This is a genomic window from Micromonospora sp. BQ32, assembly GCF_059358895.1.
In genome coordinates, this window is record NZ_JCADBI010000005.1 from 332,044 (window position 1) to 356,063 (window position 24,020).

The 24,020-nt window shown below is 71.9% G+C and carries 21 protein-coding genes, 1 tRNA gene and 1 pseudogene; 10 read left to right on the forward strand and 13 right to left on the reverse strand.

All coding sequences use genetic code 11. From position 1 onward, the window contains the following. Positions 1-26 precede the first annotated feature (26 nt). The gene (locus AC5L30_RS13670; RefSeq protein WP_494867572.1) at positions 27-368 is read left to right on the forward strand and encodes a hypothetical protein; all 342 of its coding nucleotides are present in this window, start codon (positions 27-29) and stop codon (positions 366-368) included. Here AC5L30_RS13670 and AC5L30_RS13675 read toward each other — a convergent pair. The 7 genes from AC5L30_RS13675 to AC5L30_RS13705 form a co-directional block, all read right to left on the reverse strand. Beyond that, complete coding sequence (locus AC5L30_RS13675; RefSeq protein ID WP_494867574.1) at positions 355-1,854, reverse strand: serine/threonine-protein kinase; 1,500 nt, start codon at positions 1,852-1,854, stop codon at positions 355-357. The genes AC5L30_RS13670 and AC5L30_RS13675 overlap by 14 nt on opposite strands. A gap of 30 nt (positions 1,855-1,884) precedes the next feature. Then, complete coding sequence (locus AC5L30_RS13680; protein WP_494867575.1) at positions 1,885-2,388, reverse strand: hypothetical protein; 504 nt, start codon at positions 2,386-2,388, stop codon at positions 1,885-1,887. A gap of 217 nt (positions 2,389-2,605) precedes the next feature. After that, a complete protein-coding gene (locus AC5L30_RS13685) occupies positions 2,606-6,259 on the reverse strand; it encodes an adenylate/guanylate cyclase domain-containing protein (RefSeq protein ID WP_494867576.1) in 3,654 nt (1,217 codons plus the stop codon). Next, positions 6,256-7,092, reverse strand: coding sequence for an MBL fold metallo-hydrolase (locus AC5L30_RS13690; RefSeq protein WP_494867577.1), 837 nt, complete (start codon positions 7,090-7,092; stop codon positions 6,256-6,258). Before AC5L30_RS13690 ends, AC5L30_RS13685 begins: the two co-directional genes overlap by 4 nt. A 123-nt stretch (positions 7,093-7,215) precedes the next feature. Continuing rightward, on the reverse strand, positions 7,216-7,677 hold the full coding sequence (locus AC5L30_RS13695; RefSeq protein ID WP_145789716.1) for a RidA family protein: 462 nt from the start codon (positions 7,675-7,677) through the stop codon (positions 7,216-7,218). Beyond that, on the reverse strand, positions 7,674-7,829 hold the full coding sequence (gene sp36 / locus AC5L30_RS13700) for a Sp36 family protein (RefSeq protein ID WP_007466198.1): 156 nt from the start codon (positions 7,827-7,829) through the stop codon (positions 7,674-7,676). The genes AC5L30_RS13695 and sp36 overlap by 4 nt, the downstream gene beginning before the upstream one ends. A 44-nt stretch (positions 7,830-7,873) precedes the next feature. Next, a complete protein-coding gene (locus AC5L30_RS13705) occupies positions 7,874-8,356 on the reverse strand; it encodes a hypothetical protein (protein WP_494867578.1) in 483 nt (160 codons plus the stop codon). 577 nt (positions 8,357-8,933) lie between these two features. On the opposite strand from AC5L30_RS13705, the pseudogene AC5L30_RS13710 reads away from it, so the two are divergent. The 3 genes and pseudogenes from AC5L30_RS13710 to bagB form a co-directional block, all read left to right on the forward strand. Next, positions 8,934-9,521 (forward strand): annotated as a pseudogene (locus AC5L30_RS13710) (Rv0361 family membrane protein); the annotation flags it as partial. 26 nt (positions 9,522-9,547) lie between these two features. Further along, positions 9,548-10,525, forward strand: coding sequence for an ATPase BagA (bagA, locus tag AC5L30_RS13715; protein WP_494867579.1), 978 nt, complete (start codon positions 9,548-9,550; stop codon positions 10,523-10,525). Positions 10,526-10,578: 53 nt separating this feature from the next. After that, positions 10,579-11,730, forward strand: a complete 1,152-nt coding sequence (gene bagB / locus AC5L30_RS13720) for an ATPase BagB (RefSeq protein ID WP_494867581.1) — start codon at positions 10,579-10,581, stop codon at positions 11,728-11,730. Positions 11,731-11,736: 6 nt separating this feature from the next. Here bagB and AC5L30_RS13725 read toward each other — a convergent pair whose 3' ends face one another. Continuing rightward, complete coding sequence (locus tag AC5L30_RS13725; protein WP_030328078.1) at positions 11,737-12,057, reverse strand: WhiB family transcriptional regulator; 321 nt, start codon at positions 12,055-12,057, stop codon at positions 11,737-11,739. A gap of 407 nt (positions 12,058-12,464) precedes the next feature. On the opposite strand from AC5L30_RS13725, the gene AC5L30_RS13730 reads away from it, so the two are divergent. After that, entirely contained in the window at positions 12,465-14,894 is a 2,430-nt protein-coding gene (locus AC5L30_RS13730) for a penicillin-binding protein (RefSeq protein ID WP_494867583.1), read from the forward strand. 115 nt (positions 14,895-15,009) lie between these two features. Here AC5L30_RS13730 and AC5L30_RS13735 read toward each other — a convergent pair whose 3' ends face one another. Continuing rightward, the gene (locus tag AC5L30_RS13735; RefSeq protein WP_030328082.1) at positions 15,010-15,465 is read right to left on the reverse strand and encodes a GatB/YqeY domain-containing protein; all 456 of its coding nucleotides are present in this window, start codon (positions 15,463-15,465) and stop codon (positions 15,010-15,012) included. 25 nt (positions 15,466-15,490) lie between these two features. Here AC5L30_RS13735 and AC5L30_RS13740 point away from each other — a divergent pair, with 25 nt between their 5' ends. The 3 genes from AC5L30_RS13740 to AC5L30_RS13750 all read left to right on the forward strand — a co-directional run bounded on the left by AC5L30_RS13740 (position 15,491) and on the right by AC5L30_RS13750 (position 17,550). After that, entirely contained in the window at positions 15,491-16,384 is an 894-nt protein-coding gene (locus AC5L30_RS13740) for a metallophosphoesterase (protein ID WP_494867584.1), read from the forward strand. Positions 16,385-16,468: 84 nt separating this feature from the next. Further along, positions 16,469-16,545: transfer RNA gene (locus AC5L30_RS13745), tRNA-Pro, on the forward strand. Between the two features lie 180 nt (positions 16,546-16,725). Next, a complete protein-coding gene (locus tag AC5L30_RS13750) occupies positions 16,726-17,550 on the forward strand; it encodes a class I SAM-dependent methyltransferase (protein ID WP_494867586.1) in 825 nt (274 codons plus the stop codon). Positions 17,551-17,631: 81 nt separating this feature from the next. On the opposite strand, the gene AC5L30_RS13755 is transcribed toward AC5L30_RS13750, so the two are convergent. Next, positions 17,632-18,105, reverse strand: coding sequence for a hypothetical protein (locus AC5L30_RS13755; RefSeq protein WP_494867587.1), 474 nt, complete (start codon positions 18,103-18,105; stop codon positions 17,632-17,634). Between the two features lie 150 nt (positions 18,106-18,255). On the opposite strand from AC5L30_RS13755, the gene AC5L30_RS13760 reads away from it, so the two are divergent. After that, positions 18,256-19,539, forward strand: a complete 1,284-nt coding sequence (locus AC5L30_RS13760; RefSeq protein WP_494867588.1) for an MFS transporter — start codon at positions 18,256-18,258, stop codon at positions 19,537-19,539. 180 nt (positions 19,540-19,719) lie between these two features. Here the strand turns inward: AC5L30_RS13760 and AC5L30_RS13765 are convergent, their stop codons facing one another. After that, the gene (locus tag AC5L30_RS13765; protein ID WP_494867590.1) at positions 19,720-21,447 is read right to left on the reverse strand and encodes a bifunctional metallophosphatase/5'-nucleotidase; all 1,728 of its coding nucleotides are present in this window, start codon (positions 21,445-21,447) and stop codon (positions 19,720-19,722) included. Between the two features lie 279 nt (positions 21,448-21,726). Between AC5L30_RS13765 and AC5L30_RS13770 the strand changes: the two genes are divergently transcribed. Then, entirely contained in the window at positions 21,727-22,524 is a 798-nt protein-coding gene (locus AC5L30_RS13770; RefSeq protein ID WP_494867592.1) for an alpha/beta fold hydrolase, read from the forward strand. A 45-nt stretch (positions 22,525-22,569) separates the two neighbouring features. Here AC5L30_RS13770 and AC5L30_RS13775 read toward each other — a convergent pair whose 3' ends face one another. Both AC5L30_RS13775 and AC5L30_RS13780 read right to left on the reverse strand, forming a co-directional pair. Continuing rightward, positions 22,570-23,220: a histone deacetylase gene (locus AC5L30_RS13775; RefSeq protein ID WP_494867594.1), complete on the reverse strand. Its 651-nt coding sequence runs from the start codon at positions 23,218-23,220 to the stop codon at positions 22,570-22,572. A gap of 10 nt (positions 23,221-23,230) precedes the next feature. Next, positions 23,231-24,010, reverse strand: a complete 780-nt coding sequence (locus AC5L30_RS13780; protein WP_494867595.1) for a phosphodiesterase — start codon at positions 24,008-24,010, stop codon at positions 23,231-23,233. Between the last annotated feature and the right edge of the window lie 10 nt (positions 24,011-24,020).

Genomic DNA, 24,020 nt, shown 5'->3' on the forward strand with positions numbered 1-24,020 from the left:
CGGCCTCGTCACGACATGCTGGACGGGTGAGCCGATTGTCCAGACCCGATGCGCGCACGGTGGCGGTGCTCGCGGCGCTGGGAGCCCTTGCGCCGCTGGTCATGCTGGTCGTGTGGCGCCGACAGGATCTACTCGGCGTGGTCCTTGCGCTGCTCTGCGTGTTGATGACCATGATTACCGGTGTCGCCGTCTCCGCCGCGCGTCAGGTCGACGATCCGGAGCCGGCGGACCGGTCGGCAGCCCTCGGGCCGCCCGAGCTGATGCCGTACGGGATTGACGCGGACACCCTCGACGCCCTGGACAGCCGGGACGCGTTGCGTGCGGTGCGTGATCGTCGACGCGGGTCGAACGGGCTCAGCGGCCGGTGAGCGTCGGCGCGGTGAGCGCGTCCACGCCGCGTCCGGCCAAACACCGGTAGGTCCGGTCGATGCTGCCCTCGACCGGCGGTAGCACCTCCAGGTGCCAGCCGGTCGCCTCGGCGATCCCGGTGGTCAAGCGGAACGTGGTGAGGCTGCACACCTGCCGCACCGGTTCAGCGGCGGCCACCTCGTCGTAGTCGGCACCGACCAGCGACACCGGCAGGATGCCCTCGGCGTACGTCTCCCAGGTGTGTCGGCCGGCGCAGGACAGTCGAGCCGCCTCGGCGCGGCTGCCGCGGATCCGCATCGGGCCGAAGCATTCCAGCTCGGGCAGGCATCGGGCACCCTCGGGCAGCGCCGTGGGCCCACCGGTGCCGGTCGCGCAGCCGGGCAGCGGCCCGGTCGCCGGTGCGGCGATCTGGGTGGCCGACGGGTACGGGGCGGGTGGTGGCGCCCGGTCGGCGACCCAGGCCCCGGCGGTCGCGGAGGCGGCGAGCGCGAGCACCCCGGCGCCGCCGAAGAGCCAGCGCCGCCAACGCCGACCGCTGGGGACCACCGCTCGCTGAGTGTCCTCGATGGGCGGCCGGGGCACCGGCCTGCTGGCTGCGTACGGGCCGGAGAGCGTCGCGCCACCGCTGACCGGAGCGCCGCTCACCGGTGCCGCCGGCGAGCCCAGTGGCAGGTTGGTGAGCAGGTCGTGCAACTCCAGAGCGGAGGGGCGCTCGGCCGGGTCGTTGGCCATGCCGGCGCGCAGCACGTCGATCAGCTCGTCCGGCACGCCGGGCAGGGCCGGAAGCGGCTGGTTGAACATCTCCAGCACGGTGACCAGGCTCGGGTTGCGCTCGGACTGCCAGCGCGGTGGCCGGCCGTGCATCACGGCGTAGAGGGTGGCGCAGAGCGCGTACACGTCGACGGCCGGCGACGGCGGGCTGTGGCTGAACATCTCCGGCGGCGCGTACGCCGGGGTGAGCACCTCCAGGGTGACCGAGGCGTCCCGGTGCTCGGCGAGGACGGCGAGCCCGAAGTCGGCGAGCACCGCCGAGTTGAAGGGCGAGTAGAGGATGTTGGCCGGTTTCACGTCCCGGTGCAGCACCCCGGCGGCGTGCGAGTGCGCCAGCGCGTCCGCGATCTTGATGCCCAGGTCGCGGGCCTCCACCGGGCCCAGCGGCGAGGTGCGCATCCGTTCGGCGTACGAGCCGTCGCAGAGCTCCATGATCAGGTAGGGGTGCTGATCGACAGTGACCCCGACGTCGAAGAGGTCCACCACGTGCGGGTGGGACGACATCCGGCCGGCCGCCCGTGCCTCGCGCAGGAAGCGGGCCTGATCCCGCTCGCTGTCCAGCGTCCGGTTCTCCACCTTGACGGCGACCTCGCGCCCCACGGAGATCTGGGTGGCCTGGTAGACGGTCGCGTACCCGCCACGGGCAAAGACCCGCAAATCAGTCAGACCGGGCACGATCGGCACTGGTACGCCGCCGGTCGGGGTGTCGGTCACCGCTCGAAAATACCCAACCCGACCGATGGCTCAGCGCACCGCGTCCGCCGGAGCCGCACCGGCGGGACCGGTACCCTCCTCGGCGACCGCAGCCGTCCCGGCACCCTCGGACGATCCGACCCCGCCGGCCGCCATGCCCCGGCGGGCATCCAGACGCAGACCGATGGCGGTGGCCACGGCACCCAGCCCTTCCCACGCCGCCACCCCGAAAAACCGGTCGGGAGCGATGTCGGCCAGCACCGCGATGGTGAACACGGTGAACGTGACCAGTCGGAAGACCACGGTGAAGCGGTAGAACGCCCGCCACTCGGTCACCGTGGCGAGCAGGTAGTAGACGCCCATGTTGAAGGCCGCCATCGAGGACGCCAGCAGGAACGTCCCGGTGTGGTCACCGACGGCCCGAGTCTCCGGCACCTCGAACCCGAGCATGCGTAGCTGCGCCTCCGGCCAGAGCAGCCCCACCGCGCCCATCACCAGCGCCAACACGCCGAAGACCGCGATGGTCCAGCCCGCGATGGATCGCGGCAGCTTCATGAACGGCCTCCCCAGGCACGGCGACGGTCACCACTGTGGACCCGTACGCGGTGGTGACACGCTAGCCGCTCACCCCGACCACCACATCCCCAGAACCGACAAAACCTGCACCCCGCCCCCGGGTCGCGTTGATCAAGAGCTTTCGGTCACCGGCGACCCGGATTATGACCCAAACCTCTTGATCGACAGCGGAAGGTGGGGGAGGGGCAGCGGAGGGTCAGACCAGAGCGGCGAGGCGGGTACGGAGAGCGTCGGCCGCGGCACGTTCGCTGCGCTGCTCGGTCGCGTACGCCAGACGGACCGCCTCCTCCGCACAGGACAGCGCCTCCGCTGGGCGCCCGCAGGCGGCCAACGCCTCGGCCAGCACACTCGCCGCGATCACCTGGCTGCGCACGTCCTCGGCCGGTGCGGTGACCGCCCGGCGGGCCCAGTCCAACGCCTGCTCCCGCTGACCGTGAGCGAGCAGCGCCGCCGCGTACTGAGCCATCGTCTGGCGGCGGGAGAAGAGCAGCGAGGGTGCGTTCGCGGCGGCCGTGGCCACCGGGGCGAGCAGCCCGACCGCGGTCGCCGAGTCGCCGGCGGCGAGACGGGCCGTCGCCAGCAACACCCGGGGCGCCACCTGCGCCGGGGCCTGCGGGTTGTGCGGCTCCACGGCGGTCAGCACCGAGCGGGCCACCTGCTCGGCCGTCTCGCAGTCGCCCATGTCCAACGCGACGAAGCCGCGTAGCGTCCCGGCCATTCCGGTGAGCAGCGGATGCGAGGTGCGCTCCGCGTACGCCAGGGCGTCGGTGAGCAGGTCCGCCGCGTGCTCCGGCTCGCCCAACCCGCGCGCCACCACCGCCCGGACCACCAGGGCGAACCCGCGCCCCCAGTCGTCGGAGGCGGCGGCGAACTCCCGGTACGCCCGCCGGGCCTCCCGATCCGCCTCGGCCAGGTCACCAAGCTCGGCGGTGGCGAACGCCGCCACCGCCCGCAACGTGCCCACCGCCCACGCCTCACCGACCCGCTCGCCGAACGGCAGGAACACCTGCGCCATCCGGCACGCCTCCCGCAGTCGGCCCGCGAGCAGCCGGGCGAACGCCGTGGTGCCGCGCAGCCAGGCCCGCCCGTACGGGTCCTTCAGCTCGGCGAAGAGCCGAGCCGCCCGGCCGAGCACCGCGTCGGTGCCAGCGAAGTCACCCCGGGTGGTGGTCACCCAGGCCAGGTTCTGCAGCGACCACGCCTGCCCGCGCCGGTCCTGCGCGCCGAGGCTGACCTGGTACGCGGCCGCCAACCGGCTGCTCGCCTGACTCAGCCGACCCGCCACGAAGTCGGCCATGCCGAGCCGGCGCATCGCCGTGGCGCGCTGCGTGGGCAACCGACCCTCGGTGGCCACCTGCAACGCCTCCTGCCAGGCGGTCACCGCCCGACCCTGATCGCCGAGGGTCTCCTGGGCCTGCCCCGCCAGCAGCAGGGCGCTGACCCGGGTGGCCTCGTCCCCCGCGTTAGCGGCGATCTTCTCCGCGTACGCCAACGCGTCGGAGACCCGGCCGACCTGGAGCAACGCCCGCGCGTGCACCACCTGATCGGCTGCCGGCACCCCGTCGCGGGCCAGTTCGGTGGCGCGCTCGGCGTACTCGACGGCCATCGCCGGCTCACCGGCGGAGAGCGACCGGCGGGCGGCCCGGCCGAGCGCGGCGACGCCGAGCGGAACCACCGCCCGGGCTGGCGCGTCCGGGCGCAGCTTCACCGCGTCGGCGAGCGTGGCGGCCCGCTCGACGTGCGTCGCCACGAAGTCGTCCCGGGCCTCGTCGGTGAACCCGCCCACCGTGCTGGACGTGGCCTCGTCCGGCGGCGCCGCCCAGCGGGCCAGCGCGGCGTGCCGCTCGGCCAACTCGGCCTTGCTCACCCCGGCGTACGCGGCCTCCCGCATCAGCGGTGTGGCGAACGAGTAGCCGGTACGCGAACGGTGCAGCATCCGGCGTTGCAGCAACTCCTCGACCGCCCGGTCGAGTTCGACGGCGACCACGGCCGACGGTCGGCCGTCGCGCCCGGCCCGCTGCTCCCGCATCGCCTCCAGCGCGCCGGTCGGCACCGTGTCACCGGTGACCGCCGCGTCGCGCAGCACCGAGCGGGCGTCCGGCGGCAACGCATCGATCCGGGCCGCCAGCACGGCGGCGAGGTCCCGGGAGAGCAGTCGGCTGCCCAACGAACCCGGCACCAGCCGCCAGCCGGCCGACCCGCTCTGCTCCCGATCGCCGGAGCCGGACCGCTCCACCGCGGCACCCCGCGCTGACGCGGCACCCACACCACGCACTGATTCGGTGGTGAGCGCTCCCCGCTCGATCAGCAGGGTGACCAGCTCAGCCAGGTAGAACGGATTGCCCTGCGCGGTGGCGAGCAACCGGTCGGCGTCGGCCTGTGGCAACTTGCCACCGCCGAGGTAACTGGTGAGCAGCCGGGCCGCGTCGGCACCGCGCAGCGGCGGCAGCGAGTGCACCTCGGCGTCCGCGACCCGGGTCAACACGCCAGCGGTACGCACCAACTCGGGGCGGCCGAGCAACAGCACCAGCACCGGGCCGGTGAGCCTGGACAGGGTCAACCCGAGGGCGCTGATCGTCTCGGCGGTGGCATCGTGCAGGTCGTCCACCACGATCACCAGCGGCGCCTCCGAGGCGAGCCCACTGAGCAGGTCGGCGACCGCGTTCGGCACCACCTCGGCGTCCGCGGGCGGCGTGCCCGATCCGCCCCACTCGCCGCTGTCGGTGCCACCGTGCGCCGGGAGTTCGGCGTAGCCGAGCAGGGCGAGCAGCTGGTCGGTGGCGATCGGCGCGGTCTGGGCACCGGAGCGGGCGAGTCGCTGCCCGAGCCGGCGCAGCCGCTCCTCCACCGCCGGGCGGGTCAGCGCTGTGGAGGCATCGCTGGGCAGACCGACGGCGGCCCGCACCAGGTCGGCCAGGGGCGCGAGCCGTCGCCGCTCCCCGAACGCGGCACAGCGCACCGAGAGCACCCGGGCCCCGGTGTGCGCCGCGTACCGGCCGGCACCGACGTCGTACCCGGCGGCGAGGCGTTCCACCTCGGCGGCGAACCGGGACTTGCCGATGCCCGCCTCGGCGGTCATCAGCAGCACCCGTGGGTCGCCCTGGTCGATCACCTCGGCGAGCCGGCCGGCGACCCGGCCGATCTCCGTCTCCCGGCCGACGTACGGCGCCTCGTCGCCGAGCCCCGAGCGGGTGCCCGGCGCGTCCAGCAGACCCAGCAGCTCGTACGCCTCGACCGGGTCCCGCTTGCCCTTGAGCCGCAGCGGGCGCAGCGCCCGCCAGGAGGAGACGTGCCTGGTGGCCGCGGCGGTGCGTCCACCGGCGTAGACGGCCCCGACCGCGGCGGCGTCGGCGAGCCGGGCCGCGGTGTTCACCGTGTCGCCGATGACCGTGTATTCAATCGCGGCCTGGATGCCGGCGATGACGTCGCCGGTGTTCAGCCCGACCCGCAGCCCGAGTGGCGCGCCGCCGCCCCGTTCGTCGTCGAGCACCCGGCGGACGGCCCGTTGCATGGACAGGGCGGCCCGGACGGCGCGTTCGGCGTCGTCCTCGTGCGCCACCGGGGCGCCGAAGACCGCCATGATGCCGTCGCCGGTCAGCTTGTCGACGTGCCCGCCGAACGTCTTCACCGCACCGGCGAGGGCGGCCAGCACCCGGTCGGTGACCGCGCCGACGCGTTCCGGGTCGAGGTCCTCCGACCAGGAGGTGAACTCGGAGAGGTCACCGAAGAGCACGGTGACCACCCGGCGCTCGGCCGCCGGCAACGTGGCGGCGGCCGGCAGCGCGGCACCACAGTTGTGGCAGAACCGCGCGCCGGGAACGGCAACGGTTCCACACACGGGGCAGGTCACATGTGCTCCAACCCACTGACCCCGGGCGCGGATTCCCCGGTGTCGACGCCCAGATACTCCAGCTGGGCACGGACCGACCATTCGGCCGCCCACCAGAGTGAGCGGTCCACGTCGGCGTAGACCACCGCCACCACGTCGGCCGGGGTGTGGGCGCCGGCGGCGACCGCCGCCCGGACCTGGTCGAGCCTCGCCCGGCGGTGGGCGAGGTAGAAGTCGGCGGCGGCGGCGCAGTCGGCCAGCGCCGGGCCGTGCCCGGGCAGCGCCGGAATCCCCCGGTACGCGGACAGCAGCTCCAGGCTCGTCAGGTAGTCGCCGAGGTGCCCGTCGGGGTGGGCGACCACGGTGGTGCCCCGGCCGAGGATGGTGTCACCGGTGAGCACCACCCGCTCGTCGCCGTGTTCGACCAGGAAGCAGACCGAGTCGGCGGTGTGCCCCGGCGTCCGCAGCAGACCGATGTCCAGACCGAAGCCGCCGAAGTGCTCGCCCGGCTCGGTCAGCGGCTCGCCGCCGATGGTGTGCGCCGGGTCGACGGCGAGCACGTGCACGCCGCCGAGCAGCTCACTCAGGCGGGCGGCGCCCTCGGTGTGGTCGGGGTGGCCGTGGGTGATCAGGATCAGCCCGACCGGGCCGTGCTCGGCGATCCGGGTCAGGTGCCCCTCGTCGGCCGGCCCCGGGTCGACCACGATGGCGTACTCGGCTGCCGGGGCGCGCAGCACCCAGGTGTTGGTGCCGTCGAGGGTCATCGGCCCCGGGTTCGGCGCACGCAGCAGTGAAACCCAGCGGGGTAGCTCGTCGGCAAGCGCCGCCACCGCCCCCGTCACGTGCCCGCTCATGGCTGCGATCGTACGACCCCGCCCGCCACACCCCACGATCTTGCACTTGCGGCTCTTGATTCATCCCGGTTCAGGGCTTTCGTCCGAGCAGAAAGTGCAAGATCGCGGGGCGATGGGGACGCGTCAGGCGACCTCGACGATCAGTTCGATCTCGACCGGGGCGTCGAGGGGCAGTTCGGCCACGCCCACCGCGCTGCGGGCGTGGCGGCCGGCCTCCCCGAAGACCGTGCCGAAGAGGTCGGAAGCGCCGTTGATCACGGCGGGTTGACCGGTGAAGCCGGGCGCGGAGGCCACGAAACCGGTCACCTTGACCACCTTGACCACGTTCTCCAGGCCGACCAGCGAGTCGACCGCGGCCAGCGCGTTGAGCGCGCACCGCTGGGCCAGATCCTTCGCCTGCTCGGCGGAGATCCCGGCGCCGACCTTGCCGGTCGCCAACAGCTTGCCCTCGGCCATCGGCAACTGGCCGGAAACGTACACGTGCTGCCCGGACTGCACGGCCGGGACGTAGCTGGCCACCGGCGGCACGACCTCGGGCAGTTCGAGACCGAGCTCGGCGAGCTTCGCGTGCGGACCGTTGCTCACGCCTTGGGCCGCTTCAGGTAGGCGACCAGCTGGTCCGGATTCGGGCCGGGGACCACGGCGACGAGCTCCCACCCGTCCTCGCCCCAGTTGTCGAGGATCTGCTTGGTCGCGTGGACCAGCAGCGGGACCGTGGAGTATTCCCACTTCTGCATCGCTGAAGGGCTCCCTCTCGGTGCGGAATTGTTCGAGGGACAGCCTACGGTCCGCTGGCCGGACGAGGTACGGGACGCTGCTCCGACGCTGCCGGCAGCTCCCCGCAGCGCCCTTCGTGCTCGTACCCCTGGGGGCAGCGGGACCGGTCGGGCAGCAGCAGGTCACAGAAGACCCGGTGCCGGTTGTTCTGGTCGTCGGCGTTGGACACGGTGGTCTCGCCGGCGTCCAGCTCGGGCAGGAAGCCCAGGGACACCGCGACCCGACCGGCCAGCACGGTCGCCGCCGCCAGATTCGGCACCCGGATCGGCAGGTGGATCACGAAGCCGGGCTCGTCGTCGTCGCGGGTCCGCTCGGCGGGCTGGCTCGGCACCCGGGTGGTCTCCGCCTGCTCCGGCATCCGGCGGTACGACCGTTCGTTGATCGGCTGGTTGGTGACCTGCCCGCCGGCCTCGACCACGGACCCGGGCCGGCGGGGCCGGTCGTTCGTCGGGAACTGGGTGCGAGGGATGTTGTCCGCGTCGCGCATGCACTGCCTCCGGTCGTACCTCTCGGACCATGCTTCCGGCCCGGACCCATTCGTCCGTTCCGACCCCCGCACCGGGACGAAGGTAGGTCTGTGGCCGCAGTCCCGCCAACAGGACGCGCACAAGAGGCCACCAACAGTCACATATGCGACACACCGCAGGTCGGGAGCCTGACACCAGAACCGCCGCGGGTACCGCTCACCGGATCGCTGGACCGCCTGGCAGGCAGGGGCGAACCGATCCGGTCATCGACCGCTACCCTTCCGGTCGGACGGTCGCGCAGCGCCCGGCCGCCCGCTCGATCACGCTCGGCGCCAGGGGTGGCGGCGGGCGCCGCACCCCTGGGGGAACGACATGACCCACCCGCCCAGCGGCGACCAGGCCGGCACACCCGCTCACCCGCCGGCCCACCCGGGTCCCGTCGGTCAGCCCGGCGCGCCGGCCATCCCCAGCCAGCCAACCCCCGCCCCGCCGCCCGGGCAGCTCGCCCTCCCCACATCCCCTGCCCAGCCGGCGCTCCCCGCCGCCCCCACCGCACCGGCCTTCCCCGGTCAGCCAACCGGCCAGCCGGCCTTCCCCGGGTCGCCCACCGGTGTCGGGCAGCCAGAAGGGCCCGGCGGCCCCACCTCGGCCGCCGTACCGACCCAGCCGGGCACCCCGAACCCGTCGTCGATCCCCCCGCCCCCGCCGGCCTACCCGCCCTACCAGGGCACGACCGAGCCGAAGAAAAAGCGGGGCCTGCTGATCGCGGCGATCGCCCTGGTCGTGATCATGGTGCTCTGCGTGGGCGGCGGCGTGGTGGCCTTCCTGACCCTGCGCGATGCCGAGACCGGCGAGGGCGCCAAGGAGCCGGCGGTCGCCGTCGACGAGTTCCTCACCGCGGTCTACAAGGATCGCGACGCGACCAAGGCGGCCAGTCGGGTCTGCGCCGCCTCCCGGGACGACGACAAGATCGCCGCGAAGGTGGCCGAGGTGGAGAAGTACGCCTCCACCTACCAGAACCCGCGTTTCCGGTGGACCACCCCGAAGGTGGACAACCAGACCGGCGAACGGGCCACCGTCTCCACCCGGCTCACCATGACCACGGCCGACGAGAAGGTCGCCGACCAGGAGTTGCGCTTCACTGTGGTGCAGAAGACGGGTTGGTGGGTCTGCGAGGTCGCCTGACCGCCACGCCTGGATAGGCTCGACGGGTGTGTGCAGCTGAGCGCCCGATCGACCCGGCCGGTACCGGATGGCCCGCCCGCCTCCACGTGGTGACCGGCAAGGGCGGCACCGGTAAGACCAGCGTGGCGGCGGCGCTGGCCCTCGCGCTCGCCGCCGGTGGCCGGCGCACCCTGCTGGTCGAGGTGGAAGGTCGGCAGGGCATCGCCCAACTGTTCGGCATCGACCCGCTGCCCTACGAGGAGCGGCACCTCGCCGACGCGCCGGACGGCGGTGAGGTGCGCGCACTCGCGGTGGACGCCGAGGAGGCGCTGCTCGAGTACCTGGACATGTTCTACAAACTGGGCGCGGCCGGCCGGGCACTACGCAAGCTCGGCGCCATCGACTTCGCCACCACCATCGCGCCCGGCCTGCGGGACGTCCTGCTCACCGGCAAGGTGAAGGAGGCCACCACCCGCACCACCGGGCAGCGGCGCGCGTACGACGCGGTGGTGCTGGACGCCCCGCCGACCGGGCGAATCGGCCGGTTCCTCAACGTGACGGCGGAGACCGCCCGGCTGGCCAAGGTGGGCCCGATCAAGACCCAGAGCGAGGGGGTCGCCGCATTGCTGCGGTCCCCGATGACCGCGGTGCACGTGGTCACGCTGCTGGAGGAGATGCCGATCCAGGAGACGGTCGACGCGATCGCCGACCTGACCGCCCTCGGCTTCGGCGTCGGAAAGGTGCTCGTCAACGGCGTCCGACCCCCGCTGCCCGCCGGACCGGCGGTCACCGCCGCGGAGTTGAAGCGCGGGCTGGTCGCCGCCGGGCTGCCGGCCGATCGGGACATCGTGGCCGGGCTGCACGACGAGGCACGTGACCAGCTCATCCGGCGCGAACTGGAGGATTCGCTCCGCGCCGACCTGGTGGAGTTGGGGCTGCCGATGGTCGAGCTGCCGTTGCTGCCCGACGGGGTGGACCGGGCAGGGCTCGCGACGCTGGCCCAGGCCCTCGTCCGCGCCGAATGACTCACACCTGAGCGCAGCACGGGCGCGTGGACCCACCGGCCCGATACGCTCGATTGGTGCCTTCCGAAGACGCGGCGCCGCAGCTGGACGTCGACCAGATCCTCGCCGACCCGGGCGTGCGGATCATCGTGTGCTGCGGTGCCGGCGGAGTGGGAAAGACGACCACGGCCGCGGCGCTGGCGCTACGGGCCGCCGAGCAGCACGGCCGGCGCACGGTGGTGCTCACCATCGACCCGGCCCGCCGGCTGGCCCAGTCGCTGGGCCTGACCGAGCTGGACAACACCCCTCGCCAGGTCAAGGGCATCGACGTCGAGAGCAGCGGTGGCGAGTTGCACGCCATGATGCTGGACATGAAGCGCACCTTCGACGACGTGGTGTTGCAGCACACCGACCCGACGAAGGCCGCGGAGATCTTCGCGAACCCGTTCTACCAGGCGATGAGCTCGACCTTCGCCGGCACACAGGAATACATGGCGATGGAGAAGCTGGGCCAGCTGCACGCCCGGGGCGAATGGGACCTGATCGTGGTGGACACGCCACCGTCCCGCTCGGCACTCGACTTCCTGGACGCGCCGGCTCGACTCTCCCGCTTCCTCGACGGCCGGATGCTGCGCCTGCTGCTGGCCCCGGCGCGCAGCGGCGGCCGGAGCATGTTCAGCCTGGTCACGGCCTCGTTCGGAATGTTCTCGAAGGTGGTGCAGAAGGTCCTCGGCGCACAGCTGCTCACCGACCTGTCCGGCTTCGTGGCGGCGCTGGATTCGATGTTCGGTGGTTTTCGGCAGCGCGCCGAGCAGACGTACCGCATCCTCCAGGCGCGGGAGACGGCCTTTCTGCTGGTCGCGACGCCGGAGCCGGACGCGGTCCGGGAGGCCGCCTACTTCGCGGGCCGGCTGCGGGACGAGCGGATGCCGCTGGCCGGCCTGGTGCTCAACCGTGTGCACCGCCCGGCGGTCCCGGAGCTGGACGCCGAGCAGAGCCGGGTCGCCGCCGAGCGGCTGACCGAGCTGGGTGGGCATGAGGCCACCGCCGACGTGCTGCGGGCACACGCGACGCTGGCCCGCCAGGCGGTACGCGAGCAGCAGGTCGCCGCGCGCTTCACCGAGGCGTTCCCGGCCGTGCCGGCGGTTTCGGTCACGGCGCAGCCCGCCGACGTGCACGACGTCGACGGGCTACGGACGATCGGCGCGGCGATCAGCCGGCTCTGACCGGCGTCAGTTGGCCGCGCTGACGAGAATCTTGTCCTTGCCGGCCTTGTCCTTGCTGTTCTTCTTCATCGCGGCCTCGAACATCTTGCGCCAGCTCGTCACCTGCGGGTGACGACGCAGTAGCGCCCGCCGTTCGCGTTCGGTCATGCCGCCCCACACACCGAACTCGATCCGGTTGTCCAGCGCGTCGGCCAGGCACTCGTACCGAACTGGGCAGCTCCGGCAGATCCGCTTCGCCACGTTCTGTTCGGCGCCCTGTACGAACAACGCGTCCGGGTCCCCGTTCTGACATGCCGCCAGCGACGGCCAGTCAGTGATCATGCCCATGTGTACACGTCCCCCCTTGCAGTACCTACCGACCTCGTCGATGCACGTCAGCCGGCAATTCCCCCCGATCGCCCGGCCTGCCTTCCCCAAGGCGGCGCGGACGACATGTGGCGCTGTCGCCGCCCCCATCATGCTCTGTAGTCGACCGATTACGCAACGTTGTCGACGAAATCCATCATTCCGGACACTCCCGGCTTCCCGGGCCTTCGACTGCCGGTTACCCCGCCGAGGTCAGCGATAACGCTGCGCCGCCTCACTGAATCGGAGGAGACTCACGCCAGGTCACACGCAACCAAGCACCGGGGGTCGTGCGTTTAGCACAACGAGGGCAGCGCGCGCAGGAAATGGGGAAAGAACGCCCCAGCGCCCCTCGTTCCCTACTCGCGTACCCTGTCGAGGTGACCTGGATGCGGAAACGTGACCACAATGTGCTGACCAACGCCGCATCGCTACTCGTGTGTGGCCTGCTGGCCGGCGTGGTGGTCGCTGCGGCGGCCTTCCCCGCGGTAGCGATGTCCGGCCTGGCCGCGAAGGCCGGCGCCGAGACATTCGGGGCCCTGCCCACGGAGCTGACGGTGGCCCGCGCGCCACAGATCAGCTACCTGCTGGCCTCGGACGGCAAGACACCGCTCGCGACGATGTACGACGAGAACCGACGGGACGTGAAGCTCGCCGACATCTCGCCGGCCATGCAGAAGGCCATCATCGCGGCCGAGGACCATGACTTCTACAAGCACAACGGCGTCGACATCAACGGTGTCGCCCGCGCGTTCGTCAACAACCAGAGCGAAGGCTCCGGCCGGCAGGGCGCCTCGACGCTGACCATGCAGTACGTCCGGCTGGCCATCGCCTACTCGGCCACCCACCCGGCGGACGTCGTCGCGGCGACCGAGGACACCAGCGCCCGCAAGCTCCGCGAGATGCGGCTGGCCCTCCAGGTCGACAAGGAATTCTCCAAGGACGAGATCCTCACCCGCTACCTCAACCTCGCCTCGTTCGGCAACGGCGCGTACGGCATCTACGCCGCCAGCCAGGTCTACTTCGGTAAGCCGCCGAGCAAGCTGAAGATCGAGGAAGCGGCGTTGCTGGCCGGCATGGTCAAGGCGCCGACGACGAACGACCCGACCACCGAGGCGGGTTACCCGCTCGCCAAGGACCGGCGCGACTACGTCATCCAGAACATGGTCGACATCAAGGCCATCACCCAGCAGGAGGCGGACGCCGCCAAGGCGACCGAACTGGTGGTGAAGGACAAGCGCACCCCGAACGGCTGCGTCGCCGCCAACGTCAACGAGTGGGGCTTCTTCTGCGACTACTTCTACCGCTGGTGGATGGATCAGGAGACGTTCGGCTCGACCAGGTACGACCGGGAACGCCGGCTGAAGAGCGGCGGCTACAACGTCGTGACCTCGATCGACATCCAGGCGCAGCGCGCCGCGGACAAGGCGGTCCGTAAGGCCAAGAGCGTGAACAGCAAGGAAGCGGCCATGGTCGCGGTGGTCGAGCCGGGCACCGGCCGGGTGCGGGCGCTCGCGGTCAACCGGCAGTTCAAGCTCGACGACCCGAAGAACCCGAAGAACAAGATCTCCAGCGATCCCGCGAAGAGCAAGAAGAAGATCCGGGGCAACTACCCGGCGACGGTCAACCCGCTGCTCACCGGCGGTGACGGCATCACCGGCTACCAGGCCGGATCGACGTTCAAGATATTCACCATCGTCGCGGCGCTGGAAAAGGGCATCCCGCTCAGCCACACCATCAACGCGCCCAAGCAGTTCCGGTCGGAATACATCATCCGGCCTGGCCCGGCCGCCTGCCCGGGGACCAGCTTCTACTGCCCGACCAACTCGACCGAGAGCATGGCCGGCGTACACAACATGTGGAGCGCGTTCGGCCGCTCGGTGAACACCTACTTCGTGCCGCTCCAACAGCAGGTCGGCGCCGAGAACGTGGTCAAGGCCGCCAAGCGGCTGGGCATCAACTTCCGGTCCCAGGAAGACCTGGACCTGGAGAAGGGTGCGCACCAGTGGGGCGCCTTCACCCTGGGCGTCTCGCAGACCACCCCGCTGGATCTGGCCAACGCCTACGCCACCCTGGCCGCGGACGGCAAGTACTGCGAACCGATCCCGGTGCAGGAGATCCGCGACCCGGAGGGCAACAAGCTCGACATCGCCAACCCGCGCTGCGAGAAGCGGTTCAGCACCGACGTGGCCCGTGCCGCGGTGGACGCGGCCCGATGCCCGGTCGGTGACAAGTCGTCGTCCTCCCGGTGCGCGGGAGCGACCGCCGGAAACGTCCGCGGCGACGTCGGCTACCCGGTGGCCGGCAAGTCCGGCACCACCGACTCGGAGAAGACCGCCGCGCTGGTCGCGATGACCAAGCAGTACTCGGTCGCCGGCATCATGGCCGACCCGGACTGGCCGCAGACCAACGTGAAGATGAAGCACGCGGAGAAGGACGGCATCAACCCGCCGGTGTGGGAGACGCTGCGGGACGCCATGAAGGGTAAGCCGCGGATCCAGTTCGAGCCGCCGGGCCAGAAGATCTCCGAGGGTGACCAGCGCAGCATCCCCGACGTGAAGTGCGTTTCGGTGGACCAGGCGAAGTCCCGGATCAAGGGCGCCGGCTTCGAGCCGGTCGTCTCCAGCGCGAGGGTGCCGTCCTCCTGCAAGGCGGGCGACGCGGCCGGCACCAGCCCGGACGGACGCACCATCAAGGGTGGCGTGGTCACCATCGAGGTCAGCAGCGGCGGCGGTACGCCGGGTAACACCGACGGCACACCGGGCGGCCCACCCGGTAACCAACCCGGACGACCCGGCAACGGGCGTCCGAACGGCTGAGCCGACCAGTAGGACAGAGCGGGCGGGCACCCTCCTCGGGTGCCCGCCCGTTTCGTCTGTCCGGACCAGCGAGCGGCTGGACAACCAGTCCGGCCGCGTCGCTGATCCTGCTGGGTCAGAGACCGAGCTGTCGGCGTACCTCGGCGGCCACCCGGCCACCCTCGGCCTGGCCCGCCACCGCGGCCTGGGCCGCCTTCATCGCCGGGCCCATCTGGGCCTTGCCGGTGAAGCCGCCCGCGGCGAGCGCCCCGGACACCAGCTCGGTCAGCTCGGCGTCCGAGAGCTGCTTGGGCAGGTAGCGGTCTAACACCTCACCCTCGGCGCTCTCCTTGGCGGCCTGCTCGGCGCGGCCGGCGTCGGCGAAGGCGGTGGCCGCTTCCCGACGCTTCTTGGCTTCCTTGGTCAGCACCGCGAGCACCTCGTCATCGGTGAGCTCGCGCTTGGCCTTGCCGGCGACCTCGGCGGTGCCGACGGCAGCCAGGGCCATCCGCAGCGTGGAGGTGGTCAGCTCGTCGCGCGCCTTGAGCGCGGAACGCATGTCGGCAGTGAGGCGGTCCTTCAGCGTGCTCATGGACGGTCAAACTACCCTGAACGCCATGCGAAAGCGCACACTATTCCGGCTCGCCGCCGGAACCGCCACGATCGGCGCGGCCACGCTCGCGTACGCGTCGCTCGTCGAGCGCAACATGTTCACCCTGCGGCGGTACGACGTGCCGGTGCTCCCGGCCGACGCCGAGCCGCTGCGCGTGCTGCACCTGTCGGACCTGCACATGATGCCCGACCAGGCGCGCAAGCAGCGCTGGGTGGCCTCGCTGGCCGCCCTCGACCCCGACCTGGTGGTGGTGACCGGGGACAACATGGCGCACCCGGGCGCGGTGCCCGGGGTGCTGCGGGCCCTGCAACCGCTGCTGGACTACCCGGGCGCGTTCGTGTTCGGCTCCAACGACTACACCGGGCCGGTGTTGAAGAACCCCTTCACCTACTTCCTGCCCGACCGCGAGTACACCGAAGGCGTCGAACTGCCCTACGAGGAGCTGCGTCAGGTCTTCACCGGCGCCGGCTGGGCCGACCTCAACAACGCCCGGACCATGCTGAAGGCCGGTGGCCGACAGCTCGACCTGATCGGCGTGGACGACCCGCACATCGACCGGGACGACTACCCCTCGGTGGCCGGCGCGGTGTCCTCCTCGGCGGACCTCTCCATCGCGCTGACGCACTCACCCGAGCCCCGGGTGCTCGACCAGATGGCGGCGGACGGCTTCGGGCTGCTGCTGGCCGGCCACACCCACGGCGGTCAGGTCTGCGCACCGGGCTTCGGGGCACTGGTGACCAACTGCGGCCTGCCCCGCTCGATGGCGCGCGGCCTGCACCGCTGGCCCGGCTCGGACTCCTGGCTGCACGTCTCCGCCGGCCTCGGCACCCACCCGACCGCCCCGGTCCGCTTCGCCTGCCCCCCGGAGGCCAGCATCCTCACCCTCATCCCCCGCTGACCGCTGCGCCGCCTGCTGGCCTGGGCGGCGGGGGTACCGAGTTTGACCATCGGGGCGGGTGGGCTACTATTTGTCGGCACGCCTCGGGGTGTGGCGCAGCTTGGTAGCGCGCTTCGTTCGGGACGAAGAGGTCGTCGGTTCGAATCCGGCCACCCCGACCAGAGGCAAGAGGGCACATCCGATCCGTGGATGTGCCCTCCGGCACATCTGGCGTCCCGAGCCGATCGCGACAGCCCTTTGATCGGCTCTTGAGCTGCCAAGATAGGTGTTTCTACCGATCCCCTCGGGTGCTGCCGCCCCTAACGTCAGTGGCACACCACACTGTCCGAGGGGGACCACCGATGACCATCGCACCCGATTTCATCGCCGTGAAGGCACGCCAGCAGGTGACGTGGGCCAGCGGTGACTACGGCGCGGTCGCCGCGCTCATCCACCCGATCTCCGAGCTTCTGGTAACCGCCGCCGATCTGTCGGCCGGCGCCCGCGTCCTCGACGTGGCGACCGGGTCCGGCAACGCCGCCATCGCCGCCGCCCGCTGCGGCTGCGTCGTGACCGGCGTCGACTACGTACCCGAACTGTTGGAACGCGGCCAGGCCCGCGCCGCAGCGGAACGACTTCCGGTCACGTTCGTGACCGGCGACGCCGAGCGCCTGGCGTACGCCGATGCGTCCTTCGACGCGGTGCTCTCCGTCGTCGGCGTGATGTTCGCGCCGGACCAGGAGCGGGCGGCGGCCGAGCTGATTCGGGTCTGCCGGCCCGGCGGCACGGTGGCACTGGCGTCGTGGACGCCGCAGGGCTTCATCGGCGACCTCTTCCGCACGGTGGGTCGGCATGTGCCGCCACCGGCGGGGCTGCGCCCCCCGGTGGAGTGGGGCGACGAGGACCGCGTCCGCGAGTTGCTCGGCGCGGCCATGGGCAACCTGCGGGCGGTACGCCGGGAGTTCGTCTTCCGCTTCGGCACCCCGGAGGAGTTCGCCGACTTCTTCCGGGCCAACTACGGGCCGACGTTGAAGGCGTTCGAGGCGCTGCCCGAGGAGCGCCGACCGGACCTGCACGCCGATCTGGTGGAGTTGGTTCGCACGCACAACCGCGCCACCGACGCCACGGTCCGCATCCCGGCGGAGTACCTGGAGGTCGTGGCGCAGCGGACCCCCGACCCGGCCTGACGCACGCCCGCGCCACGCCGTTCGACGTGGCGCGGGCCGCTCAGTCCTGCCGCTCAGTGCTGCCGCTCAGTGCGCTCGTTCTCAGTCCTGCCGCTCGGTGCGCTCGATCTCCGCGAACGCGGCGGCCAGGTAGTCGTCCAGCGGCACGCCGGTCGCCGCCAACAGGTCGGCCACCAGCAGTGGGGCGTGTCGGGCCAGCGCCGCGGCGTCCGGTGGTGACTCGTCGCCCTCGGGGTCGTACACCCCCAACGCGCCGGCCAGCAGGACGAGCACCACGTGCGGGTCGACATCCGTTCGCCACCGCGTCGACTCCTGTACGCAGTGGGTCAACACCTGGCGGATGTCGTCGCCGGTCAACCCGTCCGGGTGGCTCTCCTCCAGCAACAACCGGACCACCGCGCCGAGCACCAGACCGGAACGCTCGTCCGCGGCGAGCCCGCTGACCGCCTCGTCGTACGCCCGATCGTCGCGTGCCTGGGCTGCGGCGACGGCCGTCGTGGCGGTCACCGCGATGGTGCGGGCGGTAGCGGGCAGATGTCGCCAGGTGCCGGTCATCGAGCCAGCATCGCAGACCTGGCGGACACCGACCGACCGCGATCAAGCCGAGTGGATCAACGTGGGATTGGTCACCCGACGGTCCCGGTCACCGCGAGGCATGGTCAAAAGGGTTCGCGTGGCGTCGGACCCACCGAACAGAATGCCGGCATGCTGCGTCGTGCCCTGCCTCGCCGTTCGGAAGCTCGCCGGATCCTCCTCGGCACTCTGCTGTCGGCGATCGGGCGGGGTCTGACCCTGCCGTTCCTGTTCATCTATCTGACCGACGTACGCGGGCTCACCGACACCCGTGCCGGGCTGGTGATCGGCTGGTACGGCGTGGTCACCCTGGCTCTGTCGCCGCTGGGCGGGACGCTGATCGACCGAATCGGCGCCCGCCGGGTGGTGGTGCCCTGCCTGGTGATCGAGGCGATCGGCACCGGCTCGCTGGCGCTGGTCCACTCGACCGGATCGGCCCTGCTGGTGATGACGGTGATCGCCATCGGCAGCTCGGCGATCTGGTCCGGGCAGAACACCATCCTCGCGTCTTTGACCGACGACGATGAACGGCAACGGGTCTTCGGGCTGAACTTCGCCCTGCTCAACCTCGGCATCGGCATCGGTGGCATGACCTCCGGCGCGATCGTCGACACCGCCCGGCCCGGCACCTTCCAGGCGATCTACCTGCTGGACGCGGTGACCTACCTGATGCCGGCGCTCATCCTGCTCACCCTGCCCGGCGTGGGCCACCGACTCGGCAAACGCCGGGGCGTCGACGAGCCATCGCCCGGCGGCTACCTGACGGTGCTCCGTGACCGCCCGTTCCGGCGGCTGGTGATCTTCGGGCTGATCCTCACCACCTGCGGGTACGCGCAGGTGGAGGTGGGCTTCGCCGCGTACGCGGTGCGGGTGGCCGAGGTGAACCCCCGGGTCGTGGCCTGGGCGCTCGCGGCCAACACCGTGATGATCGTGCTCGCGCAACTGTTGGTGATCCGCCGGATCGAGGGGCGCAGCCGTACCAGGGCGTTGGCCGTGGTGGGAGCGGTGTTCGCCGCCGCTTGGCTGGTTCTCGGCGCGGCCGGCCTGGTCAGTGGCGAGAACGCCGTGCTGGCCGCCCTGTGCGTGGTGCTCTGCTCGGCGATCTTCGGCTTCGGCGAGACGATGCTCTCCCCGGTGATGCCCGCGCTGACCAACGCCCTCGCCACCGACGAGCTGCGCGGTCGGTACAACGCGATGAGTTCGATGATCTTCGGAATCAGCGGTGTGATCGGCCCGGTGACCGCTGGCCCGCTCATCGGCGCCGCCAACGGCATGGTCTGGGTGGCGACCGTGGTCGGCGGCTGCCTGGTCGCCTCGCTGGTCGCGCTCTCCCTGCGCCGGCTGCTCACCAGGGAGCAGGACGGCCTCGCAGCGACCGCCCCGGCGTCGCCCACCACCGCGCCCGCCCCCGCCTGACCTCGAAAACCCCGCGCGGCCGGTGACATGCCCGCGCCGCCCCGCCGGAAGCGCAGGGCGCGGGCGGGCAAGCGCAGGGGCGGGGCGCGGGCGCGAGGCACGGACAAGCGCGAGGCGCGGCGCGGACGGGTCGGGCCCCGGAGCTGGTGCTCCGGGGCCCGATGATCGCGGGGTCGGCCGTCAGGCGGCGGGGACCTCGGCGGTGGTGCGGATCCGGTCCAGCGTCGGCGCGGAGACCGGCGACTGGGCGGTCAGGTGGTCGACGAAGGCGTCCAGGTCGATCTGGCCGGTGACCAGGTTCGTGCCGCCGGTGAGGGCGCTGAAGCCGTCGCCGCCGCCGGCCAGGAAGTTGTTCACCGTCACCCGGTAGGTGGCGGCGGTGTCGACGGCGGTGCCGCCGATGGTGAGACTGCCCCGGACCACGCGGGTGCCGGCGCACGGCTCGGCCGCGGTGGCGCTGGTGCCGTTCAGGTCGACCACGTAGCCCAGAGTGGCCGACGGGTACAACGTGCGGCCGGTGACGAACTGCTGCTCCAGGACGCAGTAGAGCTGCGCGCCGGTCAGGTCCAGCGTCACCAGGTTGTTGGCGAACGGCTGCACCGTGAACGCCTCCCCGTAGGTGACCGGGCCGGCATCCAGGGGGGCCCGCACCCCGCCCGGGTTCATGAGGGCGGCGACCGCGCCCTGCTCCTCATCGGTGGCGGCCAGTTGGGCGTCCGCGATCAGGTTGCCGATCGGGGACTCCCCGCACGAGTTGGGCACCTGCGCTGAGCAGGTGCCGAGCAGGTTCTCCTGCGTCGTGGGGAGGGCGGTGGCGGCCACCCCGACCTGCCGGTCGGCGACCGGGCCGAGCACCTCCTTGTACCGGTTGATCAGCGCGGTCTGCCTCCGGTCCGGGGCCACGTCGCGGGTGACCACGACGTTGTTCGCGGCGGCGGAGATGACGTCCCCGCTCCTACGATCGATCTTGAGGTCGATGTCGGTGATCAGGCGACCGAACGAGCTGGCGCTGGTGACCAACTTGCCGTTGATGTCGCAGTTGTACGCCTGGTGGGTGTGTCCGCTGACCACCACGTCGATCGACGGGTCCATCCGGTTGGTGATGTCCACGATGGGCCCGGCCAAGCCGACGCAGTCGTTGATGCCGCCGGTCGACGCCTGGGCGCCGCCCTCGTGCAGCAGCACGACGATCGCCTCCACGCCCTTGCGGCGCAGCTCGCGAGCGTAACGGTTGGCGGTGTCCGCCTCGTCGGCGAAGCTGAGGCCGGCGACGCCCTCCTGGCTGACGATCTGCGGGGTGCCCTCCAGGGTCATGCCGATGAAGCCGACCTTGACGCCCTGCACCTGGTGGATCGCGTACGGCGCCATCAGCGGCTTGCCGGTCGCGGTCTTGAAGGCGTTCGCGGACAGGTACTGGAAGCCGGCCCCCCGGTACGGGGTGCCGTCGATGCAGCCGTCCACCGGGTGGCAGCCGCCGTTCTGGATTCGCAGCAGCTCGGCGGCGCCTTCGTCGAACTCGTGGTTGCCGACGCTGGCGTAGTCCAGCCCGGCCATGCTCAGCGCCTCGATGGTCGGCTCGTCGTGGAACGCGGCCGAGAGCAGCGGGGACGCGCCGATCAGGTCACCGGCGGCGACGGTGATGGTGTTCTTCTTCTTGGCGGCGGCGCGCAGCTCGGCAAGGTGGGTGGCCAGGAACTCGACGCCGCCCGCGGTCTGCCCGGCGATGGTGCCGCTGGACCCGCTCGGCGGTTCGAGGTTGCCGTGGAAGTCGTTGAGGGCGAGCAGGGTGACGTCGACCGGCTTCGGCCGCGCGTCGGCTTGCTCAGGGCTGGTGGCGACCGCGCCGAAAGCGGCCACCGCGAGCGCGGTCAGGGCAACAGCGCCCCGACGCATCCCGGGTATGAACATGGATCTCCTCGTGAGAATCGGCGCGTACGGTGCCCGGCCTCTGGGTCGACCGGGGCCGCCGACGGACGCCGTCGAAAGGGTCGCGGATGACGGTGGTTGAGCATGGCCCCCGCCCAGACAGCCTCTCATCCGGACGCCCACCGGTCGACCCGGGCAGCGCATCGGAGCAGCGCGTACGCGGAGGTTGCTATCGATCACCGTTTAACGCGGTCTGCCGGACAACGTCGGACCCAGGGTCTAGAAAGGACGGGACAATCAACGAGGACTGGGGGCGGCATCGTGAGCGGAACGACACCCGTGGCGGAGCAGGTGCGATCGGTCGACGGCACGCCGATCGCGTTCGAGCGGTCCGGTGCCGGGCCGGCGGTCATCCTGGTCGGCGGCGCGTTCAGCGATCGCCACGCGACCCGCGACCTGGGCGCGGCGCTGGCACCGGATTTCACCGCCTTCAGCTATGACCGTCGGGGTCGGGGCTACAGCGGCGACACCGCGCCGTACGAGGTCGGCCGCGAGATCGACGACCTGGCTGCCCTGATCGCGGCGGCAGGTGGTTCCGCCGCCGTCTACGGCATCTCCTCCGGCGCGGTCCTGGCCGCCCTGGCCACCGCACAGGGCCTGCCGGTGACCAAGTTGGTCATCTTCGAGCCACCGTTCCAGGTCGGCCCGCACGTGGGCGTCCGCAAGGACATCACCCCGCAGCTCATCGAGCTGATCGCCGCCGACGACCGGGACGGCGCGGTGGAGACCTTTCTCAGCGCCTCGGTGGGGCTGCCGGCCGAGCAGATCACCGGGATGCGGTCGCAACCGATGTGGGGTGGCCTGACGGCGGTCGCGCACACCCTGGTGTACGACTCGATCATCACCGCCGGAGGGCGACTCCCCGCAGACCGGCTGGCGGGCATCACCGTGCCGACCCTCGCGCTGGACAGCACCGGCAGTCCACAGTGGCTGCGGGACGCGAGTCGGGCCGCGGCCGAGGCGGTCCCGGGGGGCCGGTCCGTCAGCCTCGACGGCGGTTATCACGACGTACCACCGACGACCCTGGCCCCCGCGCTGCGCGAGTTCCTGCTCGGCTGACGACACCTCGACAGCGCACCGCCCAAGCGGCAGGAAGCCGGCGGATCAGCCGTTGACCAGCGCCTCGTCGACCAGGGCGGCCACGGCGTCCGGTGGCCAGGCGCCCGCCACGCCGGGCCGGGCCGCGAGGTAGGTGGCGATCCGCTCGGCCGGCCAGCCGTGCGACTCGCGCAGCCCCCGGGCGATCATGCCGAGGTAGATCGGCGCGGGTGGTCGGCACCGCGCGGCTGACGCCCCCTCGGGGGCGGTGAAGGTGAGCATCGGTACGCCGTCGCGGCTGCCCGGGCAGACCAGCGTCTCGTACCGTCCCGGGCCGAGCGTGGCCCGTCCGTCGGTGACGGCGGTGTCGATGGCCGCGCCGGTCGCGGGGATCAGGTCGGCGCTGTCGCCCGGCGGGCGGTACATCTCCTGTGCCGCGATGTCGGTGAACTGCTCCAGGGTGACCAGGTAGGCGCGGGCCGCGGCCTCGCCCGGCAGGTGCGGGTCGTAGAAGGCCATGCCGCCGGTCCAGGCACCGGACTCGCCGGCGAAGTAGATGCCGCCGGGCAGCGACACGGGCGCCGACCGGCTCGGTGGACGCCGGTCGCGGCAGCCCGGGTACGTCCGCTTTCCGCCGGGTGGGCAGCCACCACCGATGTACCAGCCCAGCCGGGCGGCGTGCATGTTCGAGCCGTACGAGACGTACCAGACCAGCACGACGGCGCCCTCAGAAGCCGCAGGTCCGCCCGGCGGAGTGGCTCACCTGCACGGTGTGGGTCACGCAGCCGCCGGCCTCGACCGCGTGCAGCAGGAAGGCGGTGGGCTCGGCGACCCAACCGATCTGCTCGTCGGCGCTCATGGTGAGCGTGCTCTGCTTCCACGTGCTGGGTGCCACGGTGAGGACCGTGCCCGCGTACGCCGTGGTGACCGGGCGGTGCAGGTGGCCGGCGCCGACCCGTACGACGTGCCGGTGCCGGCCGATCACCTCGGCGAGCGCGTCCCCGTCGGCGAGCCGGATGGAGTCCGCTGCGGGGATGCCGACCGCGACCGGCGGATGGTGCAGGAAGATCACGGCGGGCACCTCGGGCCGCCCAGCCAGCACCCCGTCGAGCCAGCCGAGCTGCTCCTCGCCGAGTTGGCCGCCGTCGCTGCCGGGGACGAGCGAGTCGAGCACCACGACGGACGCCGCCTCGTGGTCGACGTGGTAGTAGGCCGAGAAGCCGCCGCCGAGCCACGGGGTGCCGCCGAACGCGTCGAGCAGGGACTCCCGGTCGTCATGGTTGCCGGTGGTCAGGTGCACCGGCAGCGGGAACCGGCCGATCACCTCGCGCAGCGCCGCGTACTCGTCGGGCTGGCCGTGGTCGGCCAGGTCGCCGCTGATCACCACGCAGTCCGGTCGGGGTCGCAACGCCAGCACCCGGCCGAGCGCTCGGTGCAACCCGGCGGCCGGTTCGGCGGCGAGCAGGCCGGTGGTCAGGTGCGGATCACTGAGCTGGGCGATGAGCATGGGCTCGCCT

What these genes read in the sequence shown, in the direction of transcription:
- AC5L30_RS13680 (WP_494867575.1), bottom strand. Translation starts at nt 2,388, where the DNA reads ATGAAGCTGCCGCGATCCATCGCGGGCTGGACCATCGCGGTCTTCGGC.
- AC5L30_RS13690 (WP_494867577.1), bottom strand. Translation starts at nt 7,092, where the DNA reads ATGAGCGGGCACGTGACGGGGGCGGTGGCGGCGCTTGCCGACGAGCTA.
- sp36 (WP_007466198.1), bottom strand. Translation starts at nt 7,829, where the DNA reads ATGCAGAAGTGGGAATACTCCACGGTCCCGCTGCTGGTCCACGCGACC.
- AC5L30_RS13705 (WP_494867578.1), bottom strand. Translation starts at nt 8,356, where the DNA reads ATGCGCGACGCGGACAACATCCCTCGCACCCAGTTCCCGACGAACGAC.
- AC5L30_RS13725 (WP_030328078.1), bottom strand. Translation starts at nt 12,057, where the DNA reads ATGGGCATGATCACTGACTGGCCGTCGCTGGCGGCATGTCAGAACGGG.
- AC5L30_RS13730 (WP_494867583.1), top strand. Translation starts at nt 12,465, where the DNA reads ATGCGGAAACGTGACCACAATGTGCTGACCAACGCCGCATCGCTACTC.
- AC5L30_RS13735 (WP_030328082.1), bottom strand. Translation starts at nt 15,465, where the DNA reads ATGAGCACGCTGAAGGACCGCCTCACTGCCGACATGCGTTCCGCGCTC.
- AC5L30_RS13740 (WP_494867584.1), top strand. Translation starts at nt 15,491, where the DNA reads ATGCGAAAGCGCACACTATTCCGGCTCGCCGCCGGAACCGCCACGATC.
- AC5L30_RS13750 (WP_494867586.1), top strand. Translation starts at nt 16,726, where the DNA reads ATGACCATCGCACCCGATTTCATCGCCGTGAAGGCACGCCAGCAGGTG.
- AC5L30_RS13755 (WP_494867587.1), bottom strand. Translation starts at nt 18,105, where the DNA reads ATGACCGGCACCTGGCGACATCTGCCCGCTACCGCCCGCACCATCGCG.
- AC5L30_RS13760 (WP_494867588.1), top strand. Translation starts at nt 18,256, where the DNA reads ATGCTGCGTCGTGCCCTGCCTCGCCGTTCGGAAGCTCGCCGGATCCTC.
- AC5L30_RS13765 (WP_494867590.1), bottom strand. Translation starts at nt 21,447, where the DNA reads ATGTTCATACCCGGGATGCGTCGGGGCGCTGTTGCCCTGACCGCGCTC.
- AC5L30_RS13780 (WP_494867595.1), bottom strand. Translation starts at nt 24,010, where the DNA reads ATGCTCATCGCCCAGCTCAGTGATCCGCACCTGACCACCGGCCTGCTC.